The sequence below is a fragment of the Rhodococcus sp. DN22 genome, assembly GCF_036669995.1.
Lineage (GTDB): Bacteria > Actinomycetota > Actinomycetes > Mycobacteriales > Mycobacteriaceae > Rhodococcus_F > Rhodococcus_F erythropolis.
Genome location: NZ_CP133326.1, coordinates 4,310,249 through 4,333,756, shown reverse-complemented (window position 1 = coordinate 4,333,756; position 23,508 = coordinate 4,310,249). Strand labels below are relative to the sequence as shown.

Below are 23,508 nucleotides of genomic sequence, written 5' to 3'. Positions count from 1 at the left end.
ATGAGTGTGTTGACGGTTTTTCTCGCGTCGAACGGGCCGTCCGACGGCGTACGTGACGTCCTCACGGACCTGTCGGCAGCGGGGCTGCTCGACCCCTTCTTGTGGATCGACGAAGATGAAGGACTCTCCGGTGTCCCGGGTGTGCGTGCCCTGTCGGTCGAAGGCGGTGAGACAGCCAAGGTCGCATTACAGGACGTATTGGCGTCGACGAGGGTTGCGCGGGTCAGGCTCTGTGTCCTGGTGCCCTTCATCGAGGGTGCTCGGACGGTTCGAGTCGATTCCGAACGTGCGGTGGCGGATATGCTGGTGTCCAACTCGGGTAGCGCGCAGCTGGTTCGAATGAGGATGATACTTACTCGCGGTGGTTTACGGGTGCCGGACTCGGCGGCTCCGGCCCTCGCGGGTTGGCACAATCTGTTGATTGCTCCCGAGGATTCGAATGGTCCAGGCATGGGTCACGTATCCCTTTTCCCGACTACGGACCCGATCGAGATCGGACGAAGCGCGGCTCCGGTTGTCGCCGGAATCGCCGGTTTGTGGGCTCACGTTCATCATGCCCCGTTTGACGACATCCATATCGTTCCGGGCGATGCGATTCGCCTGGTGCGTTCGTTCTATCGGAGGTTGGAGACGTCGGGTGCCGAGCACGATCTGCGGGAGCGAGTACTCGATATAGGTGGGCCACTGCCGCTGCCTTTGGATGCGGGCGGCAGCGTGGTCTATGTCGAGGACGTTCCCTTGGCTACCGGGACGATGGCCCAGAACCTGTGGACAAAGCATCGCGGCATGCTCGTCGGGGTTCGTGTGCCGAAACCAACAGACGTGGGGTCGCAGGCGATCGGGCTGTGGCGAGCGTTGGTCATGTTCTTCAGTTTCATGGGTTCAGCTCTGCGCAACGCTCCGATGGCTTTCTACAACCGAGTGTCGAAGGGCATTTCGGGAGCTGTCGCGTCAACGGTCAACTCAGCGGTATTCGGTTCCGATTCATCTGCGTACACGATTGTCGTCAACGGTGTGGGACCCGATGGGCGTTCGGTGAAGTGGAACGATTTCAGTGAAGCGTCCCATCAGATGATGACGGCATTGGATCCAGGAACCGAGAGTCGTCACCACTCCGCAGCCACAGACCTCTCGAGGCTGTGGAACGACTATTGCGCTGGCGCCTTGACTTTGGCGGATGCGGGTGAGCGGTCACAGGGGTTGACACCCATTCAAGTCGGTGCAAATCGCGCCGTCATTCGCACTGCCAGCGATATTGTTCCGGGCAGGGCTCAACGATTCACCGAGGTACCAGGAATCATCGCGGCTAGTACCGGCGTCTCGAGCTTGGACGCTCACGACGTGCTGGCTATCTCCGAATTCCGTTCGCAGTTGCGTGAACTCGAGCAAGATCAAGTTCTGGGCTTGGAAGCTCGTCGAACAGCCAGCGCAGTCGATGCTTGGGGGCAGACCATTCGACGTTCGTACGGATTCGCTTTCGGCCAGATTCTGGCAGGCGGAATACACGCGGCACGTACAGAAGTCAGTGGCTTACTTTCGAGGTTGCGGGCGCACACCGGATTCGAGGACCAGTCCGAGGGCATAAGGATGCGTCAGCGCAGTCTCGCTCGATGGGCACAGGTCATCACCTTCGTCACCGTGCTCATTCTCGGCACTGCAGGGTACGCGACCTACCGTGAAGCGTTGCTTTGGTGGCATCTAACGCTGATCGTGTTGGTGACTGTGCTCGTTTGGTTTTCCAGCTTGTTCATTCTGTTCAACCGAAGCCAGCAAGAACTGTTCCAGATGATCAACAGACAACGAAGAGCTGCGGGTGAATTGGAAGCGGATCAGGTGAACCTTCGCACCGCACTGCGCGACTTGGATCGACTCTCCGCTGCCTATCGCCAGCACGTGTCCTGGAGTGCAGCACTCGGCTCCTTCTTGTCCGAGCCTCTCGGACGGGCGCCGGCAAGGTCGGGGTCGACGCGTCAAATCGACTGGGGGCTGCCACGTTCTGCTGGGATCGGATCAGCGCGACCGGCGCCGGGTCGAATTGCCGAGGTCGCCGAACGACTACGAAGTGAACTATTCACAGTTGGGTGGATGACGTCACCGTGGGACGGATTGACTCGCTCCGCCGGCGATCATGTGGGGGCGCTGGGTCTGGATGTTCGACAGAATCCGGAACTGCTTTATACCAAGCAGGGCACCGGTTCTGGTTCAGCTCTTGACGTGTGGTCTGACAAGTTGGCGGCCGGTGACGTTGTGCTGGACGGTGCGGATGTTGTCTGGGAACGAGCATTAGAAGAACTCGCCGGACCCAAGGCGTCTTTGATTCGCGACCTGGTGGCGTCGGTCGAGGTGCATGACGAGGGGCAGTCGACGATGCAGTCGATCGACGGTTTCATGGCCGGTGTTGGAGTTTCGGGTGAATTCGCGGAAGGCGGATACTTCGATCGGACGATGCTCACGGATCTCGCCTCGACAAGTGGACGCGCGGCGGTATGTGGTGGGCGAGCGAATCAGGTGCGCCTCGGACTGGGATTGATCGCGGTCACCACTCAGTTCAGTGAGGGTCTGTCGCGCGAGGAACTCGAATTCGGTGAGCCGTCCACAACCGTAGACGATGACTATTCGTACGAGATTCCCGTGTCTCCTGATTCTGAAGCACTCGGCGGATTCGGACGTTCGTCCATTGAATCACCTGTTTCCGATCCCTTCCGGGCGCCGTCAATTGACGGCATGAACTTCTGAGGAGTCGAGCGATGAGCGGTCAGGTGCTTGAAGCGCTCCTCCAGTGGAGGACGGGTGCAATTGCCGAAGATCAACTTCAAATCGGGGTGATCAAGGATGCGCATCTCACTCAGATTGCGCGCTCCAACAGGCGAACCACCTCGGAGATCGAATCGATGCTCCCACGCACGGCCAAACCAATGGCCGGCCACATCGCGAACGTAATCGCGGGGGTTCAAGAGAGCGGTTCGGACCGCGACTCAGCGAACCCGGCGCAGGTTTCGCAACCTGCGGAGGCAGTTTCGGCGCCGGCGTCGCCGATCATCGGCAACACGTTGGATCTGACGTCCGACGATTTTTGCGAATTCGACTACTCGACCGACGGGACAAGCGATGCCAAGTTACAGGCGAAGAGGTCCCGGGGTGGGTACCGCATCGCGTGGGAACCGTTTCAGGTCGCCGGAGATCAAGTAGTCGTCTATCGCGTCGTCTCCAGCGAAGAGCACGCCGCATACAAGCCAGAAGTTGGGGAATTACTCGGGTCGACCACGGAAACTTCGCTGACTGATTTGCGGCCACCGAGTTCTGCGGTGCGCTTTGTTCAGGTCTGGTGTCACGTCGGGCGAACTGTCGCCGATGCCGCCTCCGAGCAGCCGACGTTGTTGGGCACCGCTCAGATCATCAGTCCAGTAGTGGATTTGGCGATCTCAGAGGACGAAGGCACCATCATTGGTCGCTGGGACACTTGGCCGGGCGTGACAGTCGTTCGCGTGATGAGGACTTCTCTTTCGGGCGCCCTCGGGTCTGCCGGTCAGGTTCGACTTCACCCCGACGACGACAATCTCGGCGGGTTCGTGGACTCTACCGCCGAGCGTGGTCAGCGCTATCTATATCGGGCGATCTGTGAAGTCCCGGTTGGGAGCGGTACCGAGCTGTCTCCGCCAGTCGAGGAGGTTGTGCAGGTCTCGGTGATTCTGTCACCGGTACTCGATCTTTCGGTCGATACCTACGGCGACGCCGACGAACCACGCTTCGATCTGCAATGGAGCAGCCCTCCAGTTGGCAAGGTTGTCATCTACCGAACCGAAACAGGCCCGAAGCCGGGTGTCGAGGAATCGGTTTTGGCGGAGGGGGCGTTGGAGGCGTCCGGCGGGTTGCCGAGTGATGCTCGCCTGATTCATCCGATCAAGGGTGCACAAACCGGAAACTGCGTGATGGCCGAGGTGTCGTGGCCGCGTGGATGGACGCGCGCTTACTTCACACCAGTCACGACGCTCGACAACGCGGTCCAGGTTGGTAAGACAGTAACTGCCACAAGACCGTTGGGCGCCGTCCGGCATTTGCGTCTCGTAGAACGCTGTGCCGAGCAACTGCTGACCTTTGCCTGGCCGGAGGGTGCAGCAGCCATCGAGGTTCACGTCAGCAGTCGCGGCATGGATTCGGCAAGTGCGCTGGCACAGCCGGCCGGCCATGAAATCTCAAGGAGCAGATACGAGCGGGACGGGGGTTTGCATTTCCCATCTCAATTGCCCGCCAACGGTTGCTCGGTGCACGTAGTGCCCGTCTCGTACACGGCGGGTAACAAGGTGTTGGGTGCCCCGAGCGTAGTCGACTATCCAGGACTCCTTCGCGTGCAATACGACATCATCGCGCGCAGCGCAGGTTTGGTGCTCGACATTGCATTGGCTCCGGAGCGCGACACGCATGGTTCGCCACCATTCATCCTGGTCTACAACGCAAATCGACTGCCGCTGAGTTCGATGGACGGAACCGCGGTCGATGTGTGGGCAGCGGGTACGGACGGAGGTGGGCGTGCGAAGCAGTTCCAGCCGGTACAGCTCAATCGAGCGGACCGGGGAGTGACGTGGAGTGCCGACGTTCGAGGACTCTACGGTTACGTCCGTCTCTTTGCCGATCTACTGCCGACGCATCGAAGCACTTTTGCACTGATCGACCCAGCTGTCGAGAAGCTCTGGGTTGACGGACGCGAAATAGCGGGCGGGCAAACAGGATGACCACTGGCGGCTTCTCGGAAACCGACTTCACGACCGGAGCCCTGGCGGGCGATCAGCGAGCAGTCCCTCGTTTCGGTCAGTTGACATATACGTCGTTCGATCGACCGACGGCTGGACGGGGTCAGGTACTCGGCGGCTGGCAGGTCAAGGCTGTTGCAGGCGGGCTCGACGAGTTCGAGCAAGATGCGGTGCGCGTCGGTATCAACACCCGGTTCGAGACTGTGGTTGCGCTACCGACGTTTCCGACGCAAGAAGAAATCGAAGGTCGGCCACGGCGTTTGCACTACGGCCCACTGATCGGCGACAGCGTCGCATATTGGCATTCTGTGCAGGCGGGTTCCGACGCATCGGGTCGACCAGGCAACGTCTTTGTGCACGTGCTCGTCGATCGAGCCCCACTGCTTTCAGCGCTTCGCAGGCCGATTTCGCTGTGGCGCTCGTCGGGGTGGTTGACACCGTTCGGAGCAGAGCTCGTGGCTCGATCCGAACTCGTCGAGACAGAGCCTTTTCCGGAGGGGGAGGTCCTCGAGCTGTCGAGGATCGTGAACTTCGTGCTTGATCCGGGTGTGTGGCGGATCGGCGTGCTCTCTGTGTTGCTCGATGCCGTTCACGAAGCGATCGTCAAGCGGGGCACTGTCATTCTCGGCGTCGAGGATCCGGATCGTGGCGCGTTGTGGGTTGGCGCGGTGAGTGCCTTGATGGCGTCGTCAGCTGCTGCGCGATTCTACTTCTCGACCTACGAACGTCACCCAAGTCGGGAAGACCTCGAAGCATTGAACGCGCATCTGGTGTGTGTGCCGATTGAAGATCTTGCGGAGCTCGAGCTCCCGGGAAGTGTTGTCGTACTGAGCGAGCTCGAGACACCCTCGTTGGGCGAGTTGGATAGCTCGGACGGAGCCAACCACGAATCTCACCGCACCGAACGTGATGCAGAAGTCGAGGTGACGGAATGGTCGGTCTTAGCGCAGACGGTATTTCTGGACCCGGATACCGCAGTCGAGGCGTTGACGCAGTTGGATGACATCGCTGAAGCCGGCCCTGTTTCCATCGCTGAAACCGCGTGGCCATTGGCCGAGCTCGTCATGCGCAACGACATCTTCAGTGACGCTCAGAGCGAGGCACGCCGTGTGATCGATCGCGTTCAGGCACCAGTTCGCCGTATCGGATCCGAGCAACCGGTGGCTCTGTCGATTGCGCAAACCGGAACCGCATATCACGGATCTCGGCAGGACCCATTCGACGGTAGCGGCGGAGATGCTCCGTCAGTCGTGCCATCCGGCGCGATTCAACAGGAACAACGCGTTTCGGAGGGGTATCTTGGCATCCTCGCGATGCCGAATCTCACGCCGGAGCAATCCGAAGCGCGATGGTTTCGATTTCTCGGAATCGTTCGCGAAACCCCGGGATGGTCGACGAGAGGCTTCGATTTCCGGAACATCTTTGGAAGGCTGGACGCTCGGCCGACTCCCGAGCTGCTACGAACGGTGCAATCGGTCGCCCATGGTTTCCTCGATCAGCTGAGTATCAAGGCAATGCCTGCGCGGTCGGCTAATTCGCAGTCGGTGGAGATCGAAATCGTTCGTTTCGCTGACTTGATCATGAACGCGGGGTTGTTCGACGAAGGGATCGAAGCTCCCGTCCGGGCACTGATTGTCCGTGCGGTCGTTCCTTTGCTTCTCGATGAGTCGACAGTGCAGACATTCACCGCTTCAGTTGGTGCGATCAGCGTTCCGCTACGACAGCTGATCCGTGGGTGCGTTGTCGACGAGCGAGTGAATGGGTCATTTACTGTTCGGCCACTGGGCTTTCGGGTACCTCGTGCAGCGATCGTATGGATGCTGCCTACCGAAGATGTGCAAATTGACGGTGGGATTCGCGGTAACGCGACGGCGGTTGAGGAGCCGACAGTCGCGTTGGTGGCGGACCTGGTACTTCGTACGGTCGCGGATTCACCTCGCTGTCACCTAGGCGAGTGGTCTCCGTTTGTGCCTCTAGCGCTGTGGCGGGTGCTGTGGGAGAGCCGAACGAAGAATGACGCTGAAGCGGCCCAGTCGTACTTTGTAGGTGATGCGACGAGTTTGTTCTTGCCGGAGTACCTGCTGCACGAAGATTTGTTGACTCTTGCTCAACGATTCCCCGATGTTGTTCCTCCACGATACCTACAGTCGACGATTATCTCATCGCGGCAACCGCCTGAAATCGGTTTCGTCTGTGCGAATTTGGTGCGAGAAGCGGAGGTCGGACGATTGGCGTTGACGATTGGTCTGCGTGATGTCCACGGCGACGCGACGGCGCTGTCCTGGGCGCACGTACGACTGGTTGATCGATGGGCATCCTCGGGATTCGCGGAGTTGGAGCGGGTGGTGGACCTCATGCGCCCGGCGCTGATCAGCTTCTGCCGGATGAACGCCGCGGAGATCGCTGAATTGTCGAGAGACGTTCTGGATCGGTTGGTGGTGTTGCTTTTCGCTTCACGCTGGGCGCGCGATCGATGTGCTGCGCCACATGTTCCATTTGTGGGTGACGCACAGATCAGCGGCTTGAGACACTCGATTCTGGGGCCGAGCGACTACGCGAGATCGAACATCGCCGAGCTGATCAGGTCAGGAATTATCGATCGTGAGTGGCTCCTGGTGACCGTGATGTTTCTGACGGACGGCGCCCCAGGGCAGGCACGCCGTCGTCCCGACCTATTGACCAGTCTGGGGTTGGGTAGCGAGAACGGGGCCGGGTTGTTGGAATCCTTGGCGCGGGAATCGCTCTCGGATCTACGGGGGTTCGGCGATGAAGTGTTGTCCCCGATCGCAGATATGTTTCGTGAAGAAGTGCGCCGCAGGCCGAATGTGGATTCGCAAGCCGCAATCGCAAAGTACCGACCTTTTGTCTGGCAATGGTTCGAGCACTTGGTTATGCCCACATCTGAATGGGAACATTCGCAAGGCCCACTGGGTCGTCTCGGAAAGGACAAAACCTGATGCCTGCATATGTGCTTGATGGGGCTGGGAGAGTAGATCTCCCACGCCGGCCGTTGGCTGTCACTGCCGACGCAGGAGCAGTTAGTATAGAGCTTTCGGCGACGGCGCAATCCGGCGGATCGGCGGGTGCCGTGCATCCGCGGGCGGGGCTGATGATTCTTCCCCGTATTGCCGACGTGACAACCGTGTCCGCTCGACCAGGAAATGGACTCATCGCGTTTCCTCAGGGAACGATTCTGCGTGTGGCGATAAGCGTCGACAGTCAGAACGACCCGGATCCCGATCGTGCGGAACTTCGTCCAATGGATGTTTCGGGTCTGCATCGTGCCGATCTGGCAATTATCTCGGTGGGAGTATCCTCGCTTGAAATCGCCTCGAGGCGAACGGAAATCGATGTGGCCTTGGGTGAGTTGGCGGCAGTCGCGCGATCGAGTGCCCGTGGCGTACTGCGCACCGATCGACTTCGTGATGCCGATGGATACGCGGTGAGCATTGATATTGACAGTTCTATGTCGATGCTACCGAGATTCGATGATTTCAGTGCGGCGGCGATCGTCGATCTTCTGGCAGGTGTGTCCACCGTGCTGGGTGACACCGCGCCGATGGTTTCGATTCTGGGCGTGCGGTTGAATACAGTTCCCGAATGTGACCTGCGTGAGCTTCGTTCGGTCGTACAGGAGGTTTTGGATTCCGTACCCCTGGGAGTTGGATTCCGATCCGTACTTTCTGCGCAGGCAGCAACGGTGAGGCGCATGGTCTACACGATTACCGACGGTGTGCCTGCGGATCTCGGTATCGCCGAGGCTGATCCGCTGATCACCCGTGTCCTGGTGCTCCTTACGGAAGCAGTTCCGGAGGTTGTTCCTACTGGCGCTTCTATGGTTGTAATCTCTCCGCGGGTCGTATCGACACTCGCCTCGGACCCGAGTGAATTATCCCGGGTTGTAACACAATTACTGTCACCAGTCATGACTGGTTCGAATCCGGGTGGTTTCTCGTGAGTAAATGCCCACGCTGCTTCGTCAGCCTGACGCCTGATCACTTTGCCTGGACGCTGGTGTCTGGTACAGCTACCGAGGCGGACCCGATTGCCGGGGCTTTTCATGGTGGTCAAGTTCTTTCACGCAAGATCGTCAAACTGCGTCGACCGGCCGACGCCCACGCGGGCTGGGCGCCCCCGCCGCAATATGCCGAACTCGAACTCGGTGGACCCGCCCGCGAAGTATGTCCAACATGTCACTATGTCCTCGTCGACGGGTGGCGAAATGCACAAGTCACGTGTATCGCGATGGCCGGTGCGCGAGCGACGGGCAAGACGGTCTACATTGCAGTACTGATCAAGCAATTGCAGTTGCTGGGAGAATCTTTCAACGCCGTAGTCGAACCATTCGACAGCACAACGGAAGCCACGTATCGAGATCATTACGAAGCGCCGCTGTATGAGGCTCGTGGAATCCTGGAAGCCACCCCAGCCGCCCACACCGGAAATCCCTACCAGCGTGACCCGTTGATCTTCAGCCTCGGGCATTGGAACAACGTGTCCCAGATCCTGGTAATCCGTGACGTTGCGGGAGAGGATCTCGAGAACCCTGAGAATGCGCGGGCCCCATGGCTCCAGTTCTTCACACATGCCGACGGCGTACTTTTCATGTTCGATCCACTCAAGGTGGAGGCGGTCACCAACCAACTCCACGATCTCTTGCCTTCACAAGAGCGTGTCGGCGGAGATCCCAGGACGGTACTTCGCACTGTCCTCGGGATTGTTGGGCTGGGCACTCCCAATTTGGCTATTATCTTGTCGAAATTTGATGCACTGCAAGCCCTTCAGTACGTAGAAGGCAGCGAGTGGAGTCGAATCATGTCGAATCCGGGTGCCGCGTTCTCACGTGATTTCAGTCTCCGTCCGGCCCCCTACCACGACGGTGACGGCCAGCTTCTCAACCAGGAGGTTCGCAGTCTGCTCAAGAAGCTCGACGCAACGCCAATGGTGATGTCGGTGGACCAACCTCACACAGGTCGTCCATTGGCCAATCGATATTTCGCGGTCTCTGCATTGGGGGAGTCTCCGGTCGGTGACCGTTTGCATGCCAGCGGAATTACGCCTTTCAGATGTCTCGATCCGGTTCGCTGGGTGCTCGCAACCCGCGGCGTGTGGCACTGGCAGTGACCTCATGACTCAATCGGTTCCTGGGGCGAGTGCACCTACGAGCTCCCAGATTCTCGATTTCCTCCTCGAAGCGGGTACTTGGCGAACAGGCCTACTAAGTCTGCTGCTCGACGCCGTCGGCGCGGCAATGGACGGTGGTTCCGTTGTCGTTCTCGGTGTACGTGACGACACCGTAGCCGGGCTGTGGCGTGGAGCGGTGTCGATGTTTCTCGCTCCGAGTTCGGCCGAACAGTTCCGATGGCAGCACGCGGAGGGCCGTGGATCAGTGGGCGAGGAAGTGCACCTCGTTACGGTCGCGCTCACAGAGCTCACTGGATGGGCAGAAGCGAGCACCGGGGTGGTGATCGGCGAGGAGGACAATTGCAGTCTCGGGGAGTTGTCGGTCGACGGCCACCAGACTGAACGCGGGATGTCCGTGACCGTCACCCAGTGGTCCCTGCTGGCCGAGGCTCTGATCGTCGACCATGAAACTGCGCTTGCAGCGCTCGCTCTTCAGGAGAAGATCGATAAGAAGTTCGCAGACGAAAGTGTTTATCGATTGTGGCCATTGGCGATGACGGTGGCATCCACACCGGAGATGCACGATTCCATGTCCAGTGCGGCGAATGTCATACGCGCGCATTCGCCAAAGTCACTGTGTGGCGAGTCCGAATTGTTCAACATCGCAGTCGGAGCTGTGGCAAATGTGTACGGCCGCGAAAGTGCAGCCATGTGGCGCGACCAAATGGTCGCCCCGGCCATTCCTGAGCCGGTAGTGGCGAGTACGGCGGTCACTTCCTCCGGCGGCGTAAGCGGCAGTGAGGCTACGGATTCTGTTGCCAGCCAATCGAAACTCCGCAGTCTGGTGATGGGTGAGGTCATGGACCTTTCGCCGGACGCCCTTCGATGGGGTTGTTCGGTGTCGTGGACGCAGCCGGCGGTGAACTCGCTCGAGGTCGACGTCGTCGTGTTCCTCCTGGACGAGAACCGCAAGGTCAGCAATGACGAGGATTTTATCTTCTACAACGCTCCGGTAGGTGGGAACGGGGCCGTGAAACTTTCGGTGCTGCGCCCTGACATGCAGCGTGTGGATCTCGATCTCGGCGTGTTGGCCTCGCGGTATCACCGAGTGGCGCTGGGAATCGTCATCACCGGTGAAGGGTCGTTCAGTTCCTTGAACCCTTTGCGAATGATTCTGACGGACAACGAGGTCCCGATTGCAGACTCGTTCTGTGCGCACGGTACCACTGAGCAAGCGATGATCGTCGGCGAGTTCTACACCCGAGCCGGCCGCTGGCGTGTGCGTTCGGTATGGCAGGGCTTCGACGGAGGACTTGCCGAATTGGCAACATCATACGGCGTCGTCGTGGACGGCCACGGGTGATCGAGGCAGCTGTCCGCCGTCTGACCGCGATAGGTGGATACCTGGCCAACCCCTATTCGGCGTCTGTCTTGGTGGTCACGATGATGCCAGTGTTGTCGGTGATCGCACTCGGATCCCTCGTTTGGCGTCCTCTTGGATACATATTTGCTTTGTTCACACCCATCTACGTGCGAAACCTGCACCGCTGGATCAAATCCGGGCTGCAGAGGCTCGGTTCGAGAACAGGCGGCGGCACGACTCGTCGGGTGCTCACCTATGCAGTCCTTGTGGTTCTGGCCGGAGCACTGTCCATTCCTGTGGTGCAAGTGTTCTTCCGTGGCGATCTCGGAGCGATGTCTGCTCCATCGGTCGTGGCAGAGATGACCGACAAATGGAGAGATGATCAGACGCCACACGCAGTCTACGGCGCCACGCCGACGTGGCCGTCGTACGCACCTTGCCAGTTCATCCAGTCCTGGACTGGCCCGACCGCGGCCAGTTCCTGCTACTCGACTGTAGGGTATTTGCGATTGTGGCAGATGCCTACCGCGGTGCCGATGTTGTTCTCTCTCAGCATGATCTACGTTCTTTTCCCTCTCGCTCTGGCCAGATTCGGTCATCGCAACAAGTAGCCCGAGGATTTACTCGCAGGCATTGACCCGAGGATTTACTCGCAGGCATTGAAATGGATCGGTATGACTAAGAAGTATTATCTTGCGCGCCTAGCGGGCTCACGTGTCGATGTCTTGGCGAAGCTTCCAGGATCGGTTGCCAAGCAGACCGCGATGGGGTCGGTGTTGTTGACGACCGCGGGTTTTGCGGCGATCTCGGCTGCGTACGCGTTGTCTATCACCGGTATCGCAACTGGATGGGCGGCCATCGCGGGTGGTGTGGTGTGGGGACTTGCGATTCTCAATCTCGACCGACTCTTGGTGATCGGGTTATCGCACGAGAAGCGAATCGGCCGTAGTTTGATGCTCGCAATTCCTCGGGTCGTGTTGGCGATCGTCATCGGTTTCGTCATCTCAACTCCGTTGATGCTCAAGGTATTCGAGAGTGAGATCGAGACGCAGCTCAACCGCAATATACTCGCCTCGCAGGAAGAATTGCGGACGGATCTCAAGGATTCGACGTTGAGTTCCGACCTCGCGGACGCGGAGGCGCAACTGGCTCGAATGCGCGCACTAATCAATGCGGGGCCTACCGCCGATCCGGCGGCAAACACGGAGGTCGGATTGGTGCAGGCGGAGATAGACAAGCTCGGGGCGACCGCCTCAAAGCAGAAGGCAGATGCCGACAGTGCGCGCACACGAGCGCTCGCGGAAGAAGAAGGTTCAGCGGGTACCGGGGTGCCAGGATGTGCGGCGTTGTGTCTCGAGAAGAAACGACTCGCCGAAGACGCCGAGCGATTGTGGCAAGATACTCTCGAACAAATGAAGGTCAAGGAGGGCGAGAAAGCCAGCATCATCGAGCGGCTGAAAACGACTCTGTTGGAGGAAAGTACGAAGGCCGTAGCCGACGCGGAGAAGGATTTGCCGACTGCGGAGCAGAGTGTCGAGACGTTACGTTCTCAGGTCGACAGCGCACAGAACGGTTCCTACGTACTTGAACAGGCGAACAAGGGAATTATCGCCCGACTCAAGGCACTCAACGACCTGTCTGGTAGCGACGGAACGGCGAGCATGGCGCACTTGGCAGTGTCTATCCTCTTCATGCTTGTCGAACTTCTTCCGGTTTTATTCAAGGTGATGTCGAATGCGGGAACCCGCACGCCCTACGACGAATTGGTAGAAGCCTTCGAAGAGGAGGAAAAGCGTGATGCGACCGAGGACATCGATACCCGCAAGCGAGTGGCAGAGTTCCGCAGGGACGCCGAATTCGAGGCTGAACAAGATCGCATAAACAAGCAGCAAGAGACTGTTCTGAAAGTCAACGAGACCGTAGTCGCGCATCAAACGGAAGTTGTCGACGACGCTCTTGAGCAGTGGAGCCGTCACGCGAAGCGGGTATCTGCCGAGCGACTGAGGGAATGGGAGAGAGAGCTGGTGGGTGGACCACCAGTCCGGCCTGATGGCCACTCCGGCGCCGAAAGTGACCAGTCGAATTCTCGGATTGAAACGTCCCAGCCTGCCGCCGAGCAGACTGCCACGATGTGGCCGTTGGCTGCGACAGGACCAGTAGTGCTCGACAAGCCGCATGCTTCTTCATCCATCGGCACTGCCAGTCGAGTGGGCGGAAGCTACCCGCAAAGTCCCGCGCCAGGCGGTGTGTCCGCCGGTCCGTTGCCGCACTGGATGTCCGACACGACGTGGGCTAATGGCCCAGCAGCGCATCTGCAGCCACCGGAGTCGATGCAACAATGATCGAAGATTTCGAGATCGAGACGATGATCCGATCCCACATCGACGTTCGGTCCCTTGCGGATGATGGCATGTCACAGACTTTCGAATACATTGCACAACTGACTGACTGGTTCAGTGACGAGTGCGCCCGTCGGCCAATTTTGTCGGACCTGCTTGTGCTCAGCGTTTCTCGCTCCGGTGGAGGTGCGTCCTTCGACAGTCTCGTGGACTGTGTTTACGGCCATCCAGGGCCAAGGCGCCGAGATAAGGACTTCAGAACCGTGCTGTCAGTCGTTGTCGGTCCGGCTGACTCGATTCTTGCTCGCGCAGGCGATAGTGGGATCGACACGTTGACACCTTTGCTGGTTTGGGTTGTCGGGGACGGCTCGACGGATGCGTTGCTCACGGTGCATGAACGGTTTGATGCCATGACCCGTCGAACTGTGGCGGACGAGTCAACATCCCCACTCATGTTCATGAGTACCTGTCAAACATTGGTTCATCAGTTGGTTCGAGGGCTGATACGCGGTGTTCCCTCCCATCACGATTCTTCGTGTGGCTCGTTGGTAGAAAGCGCTTCGCTGAGTGCTCAGATGCGGGGTGTCGGTTATGCAGTGTCGTGATTGGAGAGATCTGTGGAGAGTCAGGGGATGAAGGTCGATATCGCTGAACTGAGCGTTCTCCGTAGTTTTGTTGCGCCGGACGGGAATCCGTCCAGTGAGGTTAAGGCCCCGAAAGGGGTTGGACGAGGATTTCGCTGTCTTTTCCGCGAATTCGACAATGCACACGGTGGTGCCGTCGCCAATGTTCAATCTCTGATCGATTTTCGACAGAAGTTGCCGCAAGCCGCGCGAGCGACGCTCGATGCGCTATTTCTGTGGCCGCTGGCGTTGGTCGAATCAGAAGGTCACTCCGTCGGATACCTCACCGCGGTCGTCAAACCACGTTTCGAAGAGCGCGTACGCACTCCGCATTCGGGAGAGGTCACAGTTCCCCGGACACTGGACTGGCTGAACAATCCTGATCATGCACGCGCTGTGGGTGCCTCAGTTGTGGTCGAATCACACGACATTATTCTGCGAGTGGCCTATTGCGCACAGATAGCGCGAGCGATTCATTTCGTGCATTCTCGCGGGGTGGTGTTCGGCGACCTCGGTCCCTTACAGGTGGTTACAAGTGATTCACCCATCGACGTGATGCTGGTCGGAACAGAGTTCATGCGTGTCGGGGGATTCTCTGGAGAGCAACAGAGGGTGCATTCAGTGGGCATGTGCCCGACTGAATGTGCCCGCGGGCAGACTGTGCACGACGTTGGCACTGATCGATTCAAACTTGCCGCGTTGTTCCGCCGCATTCTCGGTGAGGCCGAAGAGAGTCCGGCGCCTTTGTTCTCGCTGGGCGCCCGGATCGACAATGAGGGAATCGGTATGTTCGACCGAGGACTCGGGACAGACCCTCACGCTCGACCGTCGGCTTTCGAATGGTACTCGTATCTGTATTCCCAAACTGTCTCACATTCTGCCCCTCCGGTGATCGAGATGTTCGAGGTGCTTCCCGAACACGGGTTGCGCTATCAGTCCATCGAAGTCACTTGGCGCGTTAGGGGGCATCGACGGCTGAGTCTCGAATCGCCTTGGGGTGAAGTGCATGCGCTCGGAATTGGTGCGTCGCGGCACCGGCTGACGTTGAAGCAATCCGGTCAGTTTCGTCTCGTAGCTTCGAATGGTCACGGTACGACTGAGCAGTCGACCGATATCGTGTACGCCTTCGATCCGCCGGCAGTTAGATTTGTCGAAGTTCCGGAATTGGGCGACATTGCGACGGCGATGACGGGGCTCGATTCGACGTTCCTCGCGGAACAGGTTGTGCAAGGCCCCGAGTTCAACTGGCTCGACGGAAATTTTGGTGCAGTGGCCCTCCCAGAGCTACCGCGACTACCAGAACTTCCACAGTTCGATTCGGTGGAAGTTCCACTGCGCCAGATCGATTGGGAAGGACTGACCTCCGTCGTCGATCACGCAATGCGTACCGCCGAGAAGGAAGCCCGCTACGGCAACGCTGGTTTGTTGCTTCTTCGGCGGCGGGCCGGTGTGTTCTTCAGCCGCGCGAGATCACTCGTCGCGACAGTCGCCACCGCCCATCTTCGAGTTCGAACTCGTCGGCGTAGCTCCCGACGCCACTGAGCTTGGGAGTTGTGGTCGTGTCGACGTAGAACGTCCACACCGCATCCGCGCGGGCTGTAGTTTCCGAGGTCACGTCCACGGCGATCGCCGTGGTGACGTGACGCGTGAACGTGCCAGGCCCTTGAATTCCGGCCGCCCTGCGCTCGACTACTCCAGCAGCAATTTCTTCACGGCCACGTCGTACCTGTGCGGGGATACCGCGATCGGGATTGGCCGGCATGTTCCATTCGGCCCCGCGGGTGAACTGCTCCACGTAATCCTCGACCGAGCCGGTATCGGCAAGATGTGCGATGCGAGCGAGCGTTGAACGAATCTGTTCGGCAGGGCCCTCGGGTTGCATGCTGTTCTCCGTACGTGTGGGTGCTGTGGTGGATCGCAGGATATTGCCCGTGGACCGACCGAACACCGAGGCGTCCCAGTCAGTGGCAGCAGTTAAGAGAAATTCAGATCACCGTGAGTCCAACTATTTCCCCGATATCAGGGGAAATGGTTGAGTATCCCCTGAAGGCAAAAGCCTTAATTCCGACCGGGAGGTTTCACACCGTGTCCGTCGCTCCTCGATGTCGGCTCTGACTTCTTCAGCGCCACAACGACTGTCGTAGCAGCTCGCCTTTCTGAATTCCCGGGAGTGAGCATGTCGGAACGACACTCTTTCCCATTCTCGCAAGCGTGTGCCCTGAGAGTGCACAGCTGCGCACCTATTACGAAGGACAACACCTCCGTGAACTCGTCTCTTTCGACGGCCGGTCTCGACCGCCGTGCCTTCTTCCGTGGCAGTGCGATCGCCGCATTCGCCGTCTTCGGTAGCGGCTCACTGGCCGCGTGCTCCTCTGCAGTCGGCGAACAACGCTCGGACGCAGTTGAATCAGTCGAGCCGGTTCGAGGTGGGACGCTCACACTGGCGATACCGGACGACGTCAGCCCTGCGGCACTTTTGACCAGCACCACCGTTGCCGGTGTCACGATATCCGGGCTCGTGTACGAGACCCTGACCCGCTATCCACTCGATTCGGTAGTGCCACAGCCAGTTCTGGCCAAGGCCTGGAAGCTGTCCGACGACGGGTTGACGCTCACGCTCGATCTGCGCGATGACGTCACCTTCCACTCCGGCCGGCGCTTCACCTCCGCTGATGCGGAGTTCTCGCTACGCACCTATGCGGACCCGAAATTCTCGGCCCAGCTCAGGAGTACTGCGGCCGCCATCACCGGCTTCGACTCTTCGAATCCCAATACGCTGGTTCTCACCCTTGCACACCGAACCGGGAACATCTTCGATCTTCTCGATCTAGCGCCGATTTTCGACCCCGAAACGTTCGACAAGGCGGTGACCGGTGAATCCTTCGTTGGTACGGGCCCTTTCGTATTCACCTCACGCACCCCGAACAGTTCCATCTCCTTCGATCGGAACCCGGACTACTGGGTCGCCGAGCGGCCGTACCTCGATCACGTGGAAGCGCGGATCGTTCCGGACGCCCAAGCGCGCCTGACATCGCTGAAGTCCGGACAGGTCTCTCTTGTTGCTCCGGCGTCGTTGCCCTTCCGTGACTCACAGAACTTGGCCAAGACCAGCGGGTTCGCGACAACCTCGATCGAGGGTGCGGAATTACAGATATACCTGGGCGCAAACGTCACCGCCGACGGTCTGACCGATGTGCGGGCACGAAAGGCGTTGGCCTACGCGATCGATCGTGATCGCATCATGAGTGAGGTGTATCGCGATACCGGGTATGCGGCCAATCTGCCGTGGCCGAAGTCGTCGCCCGCCTACGACGCTGCCAAGAACGCGACCTACACCCGCGATGTCGGCAAGGCGCGCGCCCTGGTCGGCGATCTGGGCGCACTGCCGACCATTCCGTTGACCTACACAGGAGCGAGCCCGGATTTCGAAGCCGCCGCGCAGATCGTGCAGGCCAATCTCGCCGAGGCAGGGATCCGCGTCGAGTTGGACCCTGTCGAGGCATCCATCTTCGTCAAGCAGTTGATCGGCGCTGAGTTCAAAGGACTTTGGCTGACCAATCACACTTTTGCGCAATATGTTCCGTCAACCCTGACGGTCAGCGCCTACCCGTTCAACGCTGCACACAATGCCTCGAAGTTCAGTTCGCCGGCGTATTCCGCCGCAGCGGAGGGTGCGTGGCAGGTTCCCGACGGTTCGAGCGATGAGGCAAAGAAACTGTATGCCGAATTGGGCACGCAACTGTTGAACGAGTTGTTCTTGATCGAGGTCGGTGTTGTCGTGCCGCAGGTATCGGCGGCCGAGACCGTTCGTGGTCTGGCCTGGACAAAGGGTCGCCAGCCACAATTCGCCAACACATTCCTGGCGTAGGGGATTCGATGATTCGTTACATTGCGGGGCGACTACCGTCGGCGGTGGTGGTTCTCTTCCTCGCGTCGATATTGATCTTCTCGGTGATGCGTCTGGTGCCTGGCGACCCCGCGTTGGCTCTCGCCGGCCCCGATGCAACTCCGGAAGCGATTGCAGCCATTCGTCATTCGCTCGGTCTCGACAAGTCGATTCCCGCGCAGTACCTGACCTGGATCGGCGACGTACTGATATTGGATCTCGGGCGTTCGTTCGTTCTCGGCGGCCAGATTTCCGATCTGGTGCTGGCGGGGTTGGGGAACACCGCAGTTCTGGCGGGAAGTGCGTTGCTGCTGGCCGTCGTGTTGAGTCTGGTGCTCAGTGTTGCGGTGGTGGTGTGGCCGAAGAAATGGCTGACCTCGGTGGTGAACCTTCTGAACACTCTCTCGATTGCTCTGCCCAACTTCGTGACCGGTGTCCTTCTGGTTCTCGTCTTCGCGGTGCTGATTCCGGTTCTGCCATCCGGTGGTGTTCCACCAGGTGGGTATCTCGCTCGTCCCGACATCACGTTCCAGTACCTGTTGCTGCCGTCACTGTGCCTCGCACTTCCTGTCGCGGCCGCTCTCACCAGGTTCCTGTCCGAAGCGCTGCGCACCGAGATGGCGCAGCAGTACGTGATCACCGCTCGCGCAGCCGGTGTGCCACGGTGGAACTTGGTTACACGCAGTGCATTACGCAATGCACTGCCAACCATGCTCACCGTGCTCGGAATTCAGACCGGGCACCTTCTCGGCGGAGCCGTACTGGTTGAGGCGATCTTTGCCTGGCCTGGCATCGGCCAATTGATCGAGCAGGGAATCGGTCGGCGGGATTACCCGGTGGTGCAGGTGCTGCTCCTGCTGTCGGTCACGATCTTCGTTCTGATCCAACTTCTGACCGACATCGTGCATGCCTACCTCGACCCACGCATCCGAATCGGAGGGCAGCAATGACGGTGGCCGATCAGTCTGTTGACGAAAGGGTTTGGCGATCTCGTCCTGTGGGCGCTGCTCTGACGCACGGTCAGGGGCTGGCGGGTGTGTTGATCCTGTTGGTCATCGCAGTAGCGGGAATTGCTGCTCCACTGTTGACCCACTACGGGCCCAACGAGCAGATCGAGGGTGCAAATCTGCTGGGGGCCAGTGCACAGCACTGGTTCGGAACAGATCAGGTCAACCGCGACGTCTTCGCTCGTTCGCTCCACGGAATCCGGATCAACCTCGTAATCGTGCTCGTCGCGGTGCCAGTGGGTGCGATCATCGGTTCACTCGCAGGCCTGGTGTCGAGTATCAATTCGGTGGCAGATGTCATCGCACAGCGGATCTTCGATGTGATTCTTGCCTTCCCGCTGCTGATTCTGGCGATTACGTTGGTCGCGATCACGGGGCCAGGAGTAGCGCCGGTGATCGCGGTGATCGTGGCTGCTGAAATACCCTTGTTCGGGCGCCTGGTGCGAACGACGGTGTTGAAGGTGCGCGAACTCCCGTTCGTGGAGTCGGCCGAGGTAATCGGTGCGGGGCGGTGGTGGGTACTGCGTAAGCATGTGCTGCCCAACGCCGTAGAACCGCTGGGTGTGCAGATTGCGCTCTCCATGTCGGTTGCGGTGTTCGCCGAAAGTGCGATGAGCTTTCTCGGAATCGGCGTGCGCCCGCCGGATCCGTCTCTCGGTTCGATCATCGCGGGCGCCATTCCGAACCTCGATGCCAATCCGGCCTACGCGATCGGACCGTTGGTGATCGTCTCGGCGCTGGTCCTGAGCTTCCTGCTGATCGCCCAGGGACTGGGCAAGGCCCACCGAATCTGAAATCGCCACCGCCACCACCACTTCAAGGACGTAGTCATGAATGCAACACCCGCACAGGCAGTTCTCGCCATCCGGGATCTGGTGATCGAGTTCGATGCCGACGGTTCCGTTGGCTCGTCGACAACTGTGGTCGACCACGTCAACCTCGAATTGGGTTTCGGTGAGATATTGGCGTTGGTCGGCGAGTCCGGATCCGGTAAGTCGTTGACCGCACGCGCTGTTCTCGGGTTGTTACCGGACGGCGCGCAGGCCCGCGGGTTGATCCAACTCGGTGGCAAGCAGGTGCTCGGTGCCGACGAGGCGACGCTCAATCAATTGCGGGGGACTCGGGCCGCGATGGTTTTCCAGGAGCCTCAGACTGCACTGAATCCAGTGCAGAAGGTGGGTTGGCAGATCGCGCAGGCGCTGCGGGCACACGGTAAGGTCTCGCGTGCCGACGCTAGAGTTCGCGCAATCGATCTTCTACGGATGGTGGAGATTCCGGAACCGGAGCGTCGGGTCGACTGGTATCCGCATCAACTCTCGGGTGGACAGAAGCAGCGGGTTGTCATCGCGCTGGCGTTGTCGGGTTCTCCTGATTTACTCATCGCCGACGAACCGACTACTGCGCTCGACGTCACCGTGCAGGCCGAGATTCTGCAACTCCTGCGTAATCTGCGTGATCGTTCGGGCACTGCAATACTGCTCATCACACACAACATGGGTGTCGTTGCGGACATCGCAGATCGCGTGCTGGTGATGCGATCGGGCAGGGTCGTCGAGCAGCAGTCCGTCTTCGATCTCTTTGCGACGCCGCGTGAGTCGTACACAAAGGCTTTGCTTGCGGCCGTGCCACGTCTGCCGGAGGCCGACCAGCCGAAGCCTGTGGTTGCTCTGATCGATAGCGAAGGCGACGCGCTAGTCCCGCCGATCCTGCGGTTCGACGCGGCCTCCATTGTGTACCCGGCGAGGCTGGGCAACAGAGAGTTTCGTGCGGTCGATCAGGTGAGCCTGACGGTTCAGGCCGGCGAGGTTGTCGGACTGGTCGGTGAATCGGGATCAGGGAAGACAACTCTCGGCCGGGCCGCGCTCGGTGTTATCAGGGCCAGTAGTGGCATCGTTGCTTTCGACGGAACCGATCTCGGAAAGATCTCCGCCGCGAATCTTCGGGGCCTCCGCAAGGGAATGGCCTTGATTCATCAGGACCCTGCGGCATCTCTCGATCCGCGTCGGACGGTCGGACAAAGCGTCGGCGAGCCACTCGAAGTCCATCGCTTTGCCACCGGAGCACTGCTGCGAAACCGGGTGGGGGAGTTACTCGAATCAGTTCGCCTACCGAAGTCTTTTGCTCACCGGGCACCAGGAGAACTTTCCGGTGGTCAACGCCAGCGTGTTGCGCTGGCCCGAGCACTTGCCCTCGGACCGAGACTGCTGGTGGCCGATGAGCCGACCAGCGCTCTGGATGTTTCCGTCCAAGCCGATGTTCTTTCACTCTTTGCCGATCTCAGGGAGGAATACAACTTCGCATGTCTGTTCATCAGCCACGATCTTGCAGTCGTCAATCAGGTAGCCGACCGGGTAGCGGTACTTCGCAGCGGGGAGTTGGTCGAAGAGGGCCCCGCTGCAGAGGTATTCAGCTCGCCACGGCAGGACTACACACAACAGTTGGTTGCCGCGGTGCCTGTTCCAGATCCGCGTCGTCAGCGCGCCGGGCGGGAACGGGAATCACTGGTTCCCGACCTGACTGTTGCCGTTTGACCCGTCTCGACATCGAACAGCATTACCACCACTCAACCTTTTGCAGACTCATAGGAGCTTGACATGTCCATCACCGAACTCGAACGCGTCACTCAGACCCCGGAGCAGATCTACGCTGCCGGCGGAATCACTGTCCACAAGGTCGGTGAGCTGATCGGCGCCCGCATCGACGGCGTACACCTCTCTGGGGATCTGTCCGAAGAGACCGCCTACGCGATCAACTATGCGCTGGCAGCGCACAAGGTTGTGTTCTTCCGTGGGCAGCAGCATCTCGACGACACGTCGCAGTACGAATTCGCCGGAACCCTCGGCAGCCAGACCACCACGCATCCCACTCTCAAGTCCAAGGACAACAAGCTGTTGGTGCTCGACGGCGCTGCCAGCAGCTGGCACACCGACGTCACTTTCATCGATCGCATCCCGAAGGCATCGATCCTGCGCGCGACCACAATTCCCGAGTACGGCGGAGCCACCACGTGGGCGTCTACCACGGCTGCGTACAACCAACTGCCGCATTCGCTCAAGGTATTGGTCGAGAATCTGCGCGCTGTCCACACCAATGCATACGACTACGCCGAGATTATCGACAAGGTGAAGCAAGGCGACGCTCAGCGCGTGACGAACTACTCCGAATTCACCCGCGAAATCTACGAGACGGAGCATCCGGTGGTTCGGGTCCATCCTGCGACAGGGGAGAAGACTCTGCTTCTCGGTCACTTCGTCAAGGAGTTCGTCGGACTGAAGCCGTCGGAGTCGGTTGCTCTCTACCAGCTTCTGCAGGCACGAATCATCAAGTTGGAAAACACCGTTCGGTGGTCATGGGCTCCCGGTGATCTGGCGATCTGGGACAACCAGGCAACCCAGCACTACGGGATTTCCGATTACGGGACACAGGCGCGCAGCGTGCATCGCGTGACGTTGGCCGGCGACGTTCCCGTCGACGTCCACGGTGAGCAGAGCCGCATCATCAAGGGCGATGCATCCGAGTTCTCGATCATTGCAGACATCGACCGGCTTCCCGGCTTTGCCGCGAATTGATCAGTCGAGGTGCGGGTGATCCGGCGGGAACATCTGTCCCCATGAGTGACTGCACGCTCGGCACGTCCATTCCGGGGTGTCCGGTCCCACGACGCAGCCAGTTACGGCGAGCCACGGTAGGTGATCGAACGGATGGACCGGCATCCCCGGGGCACACTGAGCGGTTCTGTGTGCACCGCAGTGTGGGCACGGTGGATTTTTCGCCAGCATGTAGTCGATGAAGTTGGTGTGCCCAGACGTGGCCATCCTTCCGGTGCACTTGCGGCACAGGACGGCTGGGTAGTCGTCACCAGGTTCAGCCTGCCTGAAGATCCGTGATGCGGAATGAAAGTGAAGGCGATCGCTGCTGTTGAACTTTCGCAACGGCATCGGTGAGCCGCAACCGGTGCAGTTTCCCCGCTCGTTCATCAACGTTCGGGCGTGGGCAGCTGTGGACGTCAGATCCAGCGTGTCGATGTCGCCGAAGTAGTGCGCATAGTGTGACTGGCCGGCCGTGAGAATCCGGTCGGCCAGTGCGTCGTCGACCGGCCCAGGATCCGTGGGAAACGTGATGGACCATCGTTGTTCGAGTTCTGGAACGGTGGGCAAACCGTGGAGTTCGTACGGGCGTTCATCGACTTCCATCCGCGACGTGCCGTCGAAGGGCGCAGCCACGGTCTCGATGCAGAGCACCGCGCGAGGAGTGGTGTCGAGAACCGTGACCAGCAGGTCACCGATGGCCATCTTTCCGCGCATGATCCAGGGATCGACACGGGCCCGGGGTTCGAGAAACGCGACCACAGCATCGATCCATGGCGTGCCGAGTGCGATGAATACGTGCTGACCGGGGCTCCGCATGATCATCGAACG

Annotated in this window: 16 protein-coding genes; 14 read left to right on the top strand and 2 right to left on the bottom strand. The window is 59.7% G+C overall.

Annotated features, from left to right (window positions below):
• From RA302_RS19665 to RA302_RS19625, 9 genes are all read left to right on the top strand, one after another.
• Window positions 1-2,736, top strand: a complete 2,736-nt coding sequence (locus tag RA302_RS19665) for a hypothetical protein (RefSeq protein WP_081558134.1) — start codon at window positions 1-3, stop codon at window positions 2,734-2,736.
• Between the two features lie 11 nt (window positions 2,737-2,747).
• Window positions 2,748-4,730, top strand: a complete 1,983-nt coding sequence (locus RA302_RS19660; RefSeq protein ID WP_333837289.1) for a hypothetical protein — start codon at window positions 2,748-2,750, stop codon at window positions 4,728-4,730.
• Window positions 4,727-7,705 carry a hypothetical protein gene (locus RA302_RS19655; RefSeq protein WP_162114795.1) on the top strand — a complete coding sequence of 993 codons (2,979 nt, stop codon included), beginning with the start codon at window positions 4,727-4,729 and terminating at the stop codon, window positions 7,703-7,705. The genes RA302_RS19660 and RA302_RS19655 overlap by 4 nt, the downstream gene beginning before the upstream one ends.
• Entirely contained in the window at window positions 7,705-8,706 is a 1,002-nt protein-coding gene (locus tag RA302_RS19650) for a hypothetical protein (RefSeq protein WP_156888932.1), read from the top strand. Before RA302_RS19655 ends, RA302_RS19650 begins: the two co-directional genes overlap by 1 nt.
• Window positions 8,703-9,872: a hypothetical protein gene (locus tag RA302_RS19645; protein ID WP_081558131.1), complete on the top strand. Its 1,170-nt coding sequence runs from the start codon at window positions 8,703-8,705 to the stop codon at window positions 9,870-9,872. Before RA302_RS19650 ends, RA302_RS19645 begins: the two co-directional genes overlap by 4 nt.
• A gap of 4 nt (window positions 9,873-9,876) precedes the next feature.
• Window positions 9,877-11,235: a TerD family protein gene (locus RA302_RS19640; protein WP_198035662.1), complete on the top strand. Its 1,359-nt coding sequence runs from the start codon at window positions 9,877-9,879 to the stop codon at window positions 11,233-11,235.
• Complete coding sequence (locus RA302_RS19635) at window positions 11,232-11,846, top strand: hypothetical protein (RefSeq protein WP_338477626.1); 615 nt, start codon at window positions 11,232-11,234, stop codon at window positions 11,844-11,846. Before RA302_RS19640 ends, RA302_RS19635 begins: the two co-directional genes overlap by 4 nt.
• A gap of 63 nt (window positions 11,847-11,909) precedes the next feature.
• On the top strand, window positions 11,910-13,577 hold the full coding sequence (locus tag RA302_RS19630; RefSeq protein WP_338477624.1) for a DUF4407 domain-containing protein: 1,668 nt from the start codon (window positions 11,910-11,912) through the stop codon (window positions 13,575-13,577).
• A gap of 629 nt (window positions 13,578-14,206) precedes the next feature.
• On the top strand, window positions 14,207-15,739 hold the full coding sequence (locus RA302_RS19625) for a hypothetical protein (RefSeq protein WP_338477622.1): 1,533 nt from the start codon (window positions 14,207-14,209) through the stop codon (window positions 15,737-15,739).
• Here the strand turns inward: RA302_RS19625 and RA302_RS19620 are convergent.
• The gene (locus tag RA302_RS19620; RefSeq protein ID WP_162114799.1) at window positions 15,654-16,079 is read right to left on the bottom strand and encodes a nuclear transport factor 2 family protein; all 426 of its coding nucleotides are present in this window, start codon (window positions 16,077-16,079) and stop codon (window positions 15,654-15,656) included. The genes RA302_RS19625 and RA302_RS19620 overlap by 86 nt on opposite strands.
• Window positions 16,080-16,460: 381 nt before the next feature.
• On the opposite strand from RA302_RS19620, the gene RA302_RS19615 reads away from it, so the two are divergent.
• From RA302_RS19615 to RA302_RS19595, 5 genes are all read left to right on the top strand, one after another.
• Window positions 16,461-18,065: an ABC transporter substrate-binding protein gene (locus RA302_RS19615; RefSeq protein ID WP_070160156.1), complete on the top strand. Its 1,605-nt coding sequence runs from the start codon at window positions 16,461-16,463 to the stop codon at window positions 18,063-18,065.
• Window positions 18,066-18,073: 8 nt separating this feature from the next.
• Entirely contained in the window at window positions 18,074-19,033 is a 960-nt protein-coding gene (locus RA302_RS19610; RefSeq protein WP_070160158.1) for an ABC transporter permease, read from the top strand.
• 47 nt (window positions 19,034-19,080) lie between these two features.
• Entirely contained in the window at window positions 19,081-19,884 is an 804-nt protein-coding gene (locus RA302_RS19605) for an ABC transporter permease (RefSeq protein WP_256261659.1), read from the top strand.
• 36 nt (window positions 19,885-19,920) lie between these two features.
• Complete coding sequence (locus RA302_RS19600) at window positions 19,921-21,621, top strand: ABC transporter ATP-binding protein (protein ID WP_070160162.1); 1,701 nt, start codon at window positions 19,921-19,923, stop codon at window positions 21,619-21,621.
• Window positions 21,622-21,684: 63 nt separating this feature from the next.
• On the top strand, window positions 21,685-22,659 hold the full coding sequence (locus RA302_RS19595) for a TauD/TfdA family dioxygenase (RefSeq protein WP_070160164.1): 975 nt from the start codon (window positions 21,685-21,687) through the stop codon (window positions 22,657-22,659).
• Here the strand turns inward: RA302_RS19595 and RA302_RS19590 are convergent, their stop codons facing one another.
• A complete protein-coding gene (locus RA302_RS19590; protein ID WP_070160166.1) occupies window positions 22,660-23,502 on the bottom strand; it encodes a hypothetical protein in 843 nt (280 codons plus the stop codon).
• Window positions 23,503-23,508 lie beyond the last annotated feature (6 nt).

What these genes read in the sequence shown, in the direction of transcription:
- RA302_RS19665 (WP_081558134.1), top strand. Translation starts at nt 1, where the DNA reads ATGAGTGTGTTGACGGTTTTTCTCGCGTCGAACGGGCCGTCCGACGGC.
- RA302_RS19660 (WP_333837289.1), top strand. Translation starts at nt 2,748, where the DNA reads ATGAGCGGTCAGGTGCTTGAAGCGCTCCTCCAGTGGAGGACGGGTGCA.
- RA302_RS19655 (WP_162114795.1), top strand. Translation starts at nt 4,727, where the DNA reads ATGACCACTGGCGGCTTCTCGGAAACCGACTTCACGACCGGAGCCCTG.
- RA302_RS19650 (WP_156888932.1), top strand. Translation starts at nt 7,705, where the DNA reads ATGCCTGCATATGTGCTTGATGGGGCTGGGAGAGTAGATCTCCCACGC.
- RA302_RS19640 (WP_198035662.1), top strand. Translation starts at nt 9,877, where the DNA reads ATGACTCAATCGGTTCCTGGGGCGAGTGCACCTACGAGCTCCCAGATT.
- RA302_RS19630 (WP_338477624.1), top strand. Translation starts at nt 11,910, where the DNA reads ATGACTAAGAAGTATTATCTTGCGCGCCTAGCGGGCTCACGTGTCGAT.
- RA302_RS19625 (WP_338477622.1), top strand. Translation starts at nt 14,207, where the DNA reads ATGAAGGTCGATATCGCTGAACTGAGCGTTCTCCGTAGTTTTGTTGCG.
- RA302_RS19620 (WP_162114799.1), bottom strand. Translation starts at nt 16,079, where the DNA reads ATGCAACCCGAGGGCCCTGCCGAACAGATTCGTTCAACGCTCGCTCGC.
- RA302_RS19610 (WP_070160158.1), top strand. Translation starts at nt 18,074, where the DNA reads ATGATTCGTTACATTGCGGGGCGACTACCGTCGGCGGTGGTGGTTCTC.
- RA302_RS19600 (WP_070160162.1), top strand. Translation starts at nt 19,921, where the DNA reads ATGAATGCAACACCCGCACAGGCAGTTCTCGCCATCCGGGATCTGGTG.
- RA302_RS19595 (WP_070160164.1), top strand. Translation starts at nt 21,685, where the DNA reads ATGTCCATCACCGAACTCGAACGCGTCACTCAGACCCCGGAGCAGATC.
- RA302_RS19590 (WP_070160166.1), bottom strand. Translation starts at nt 23,502, where the DNA reads ATGATCATGCGGAGCCCCGGTCAGCACGTATTCATCGCACTCGGCACG.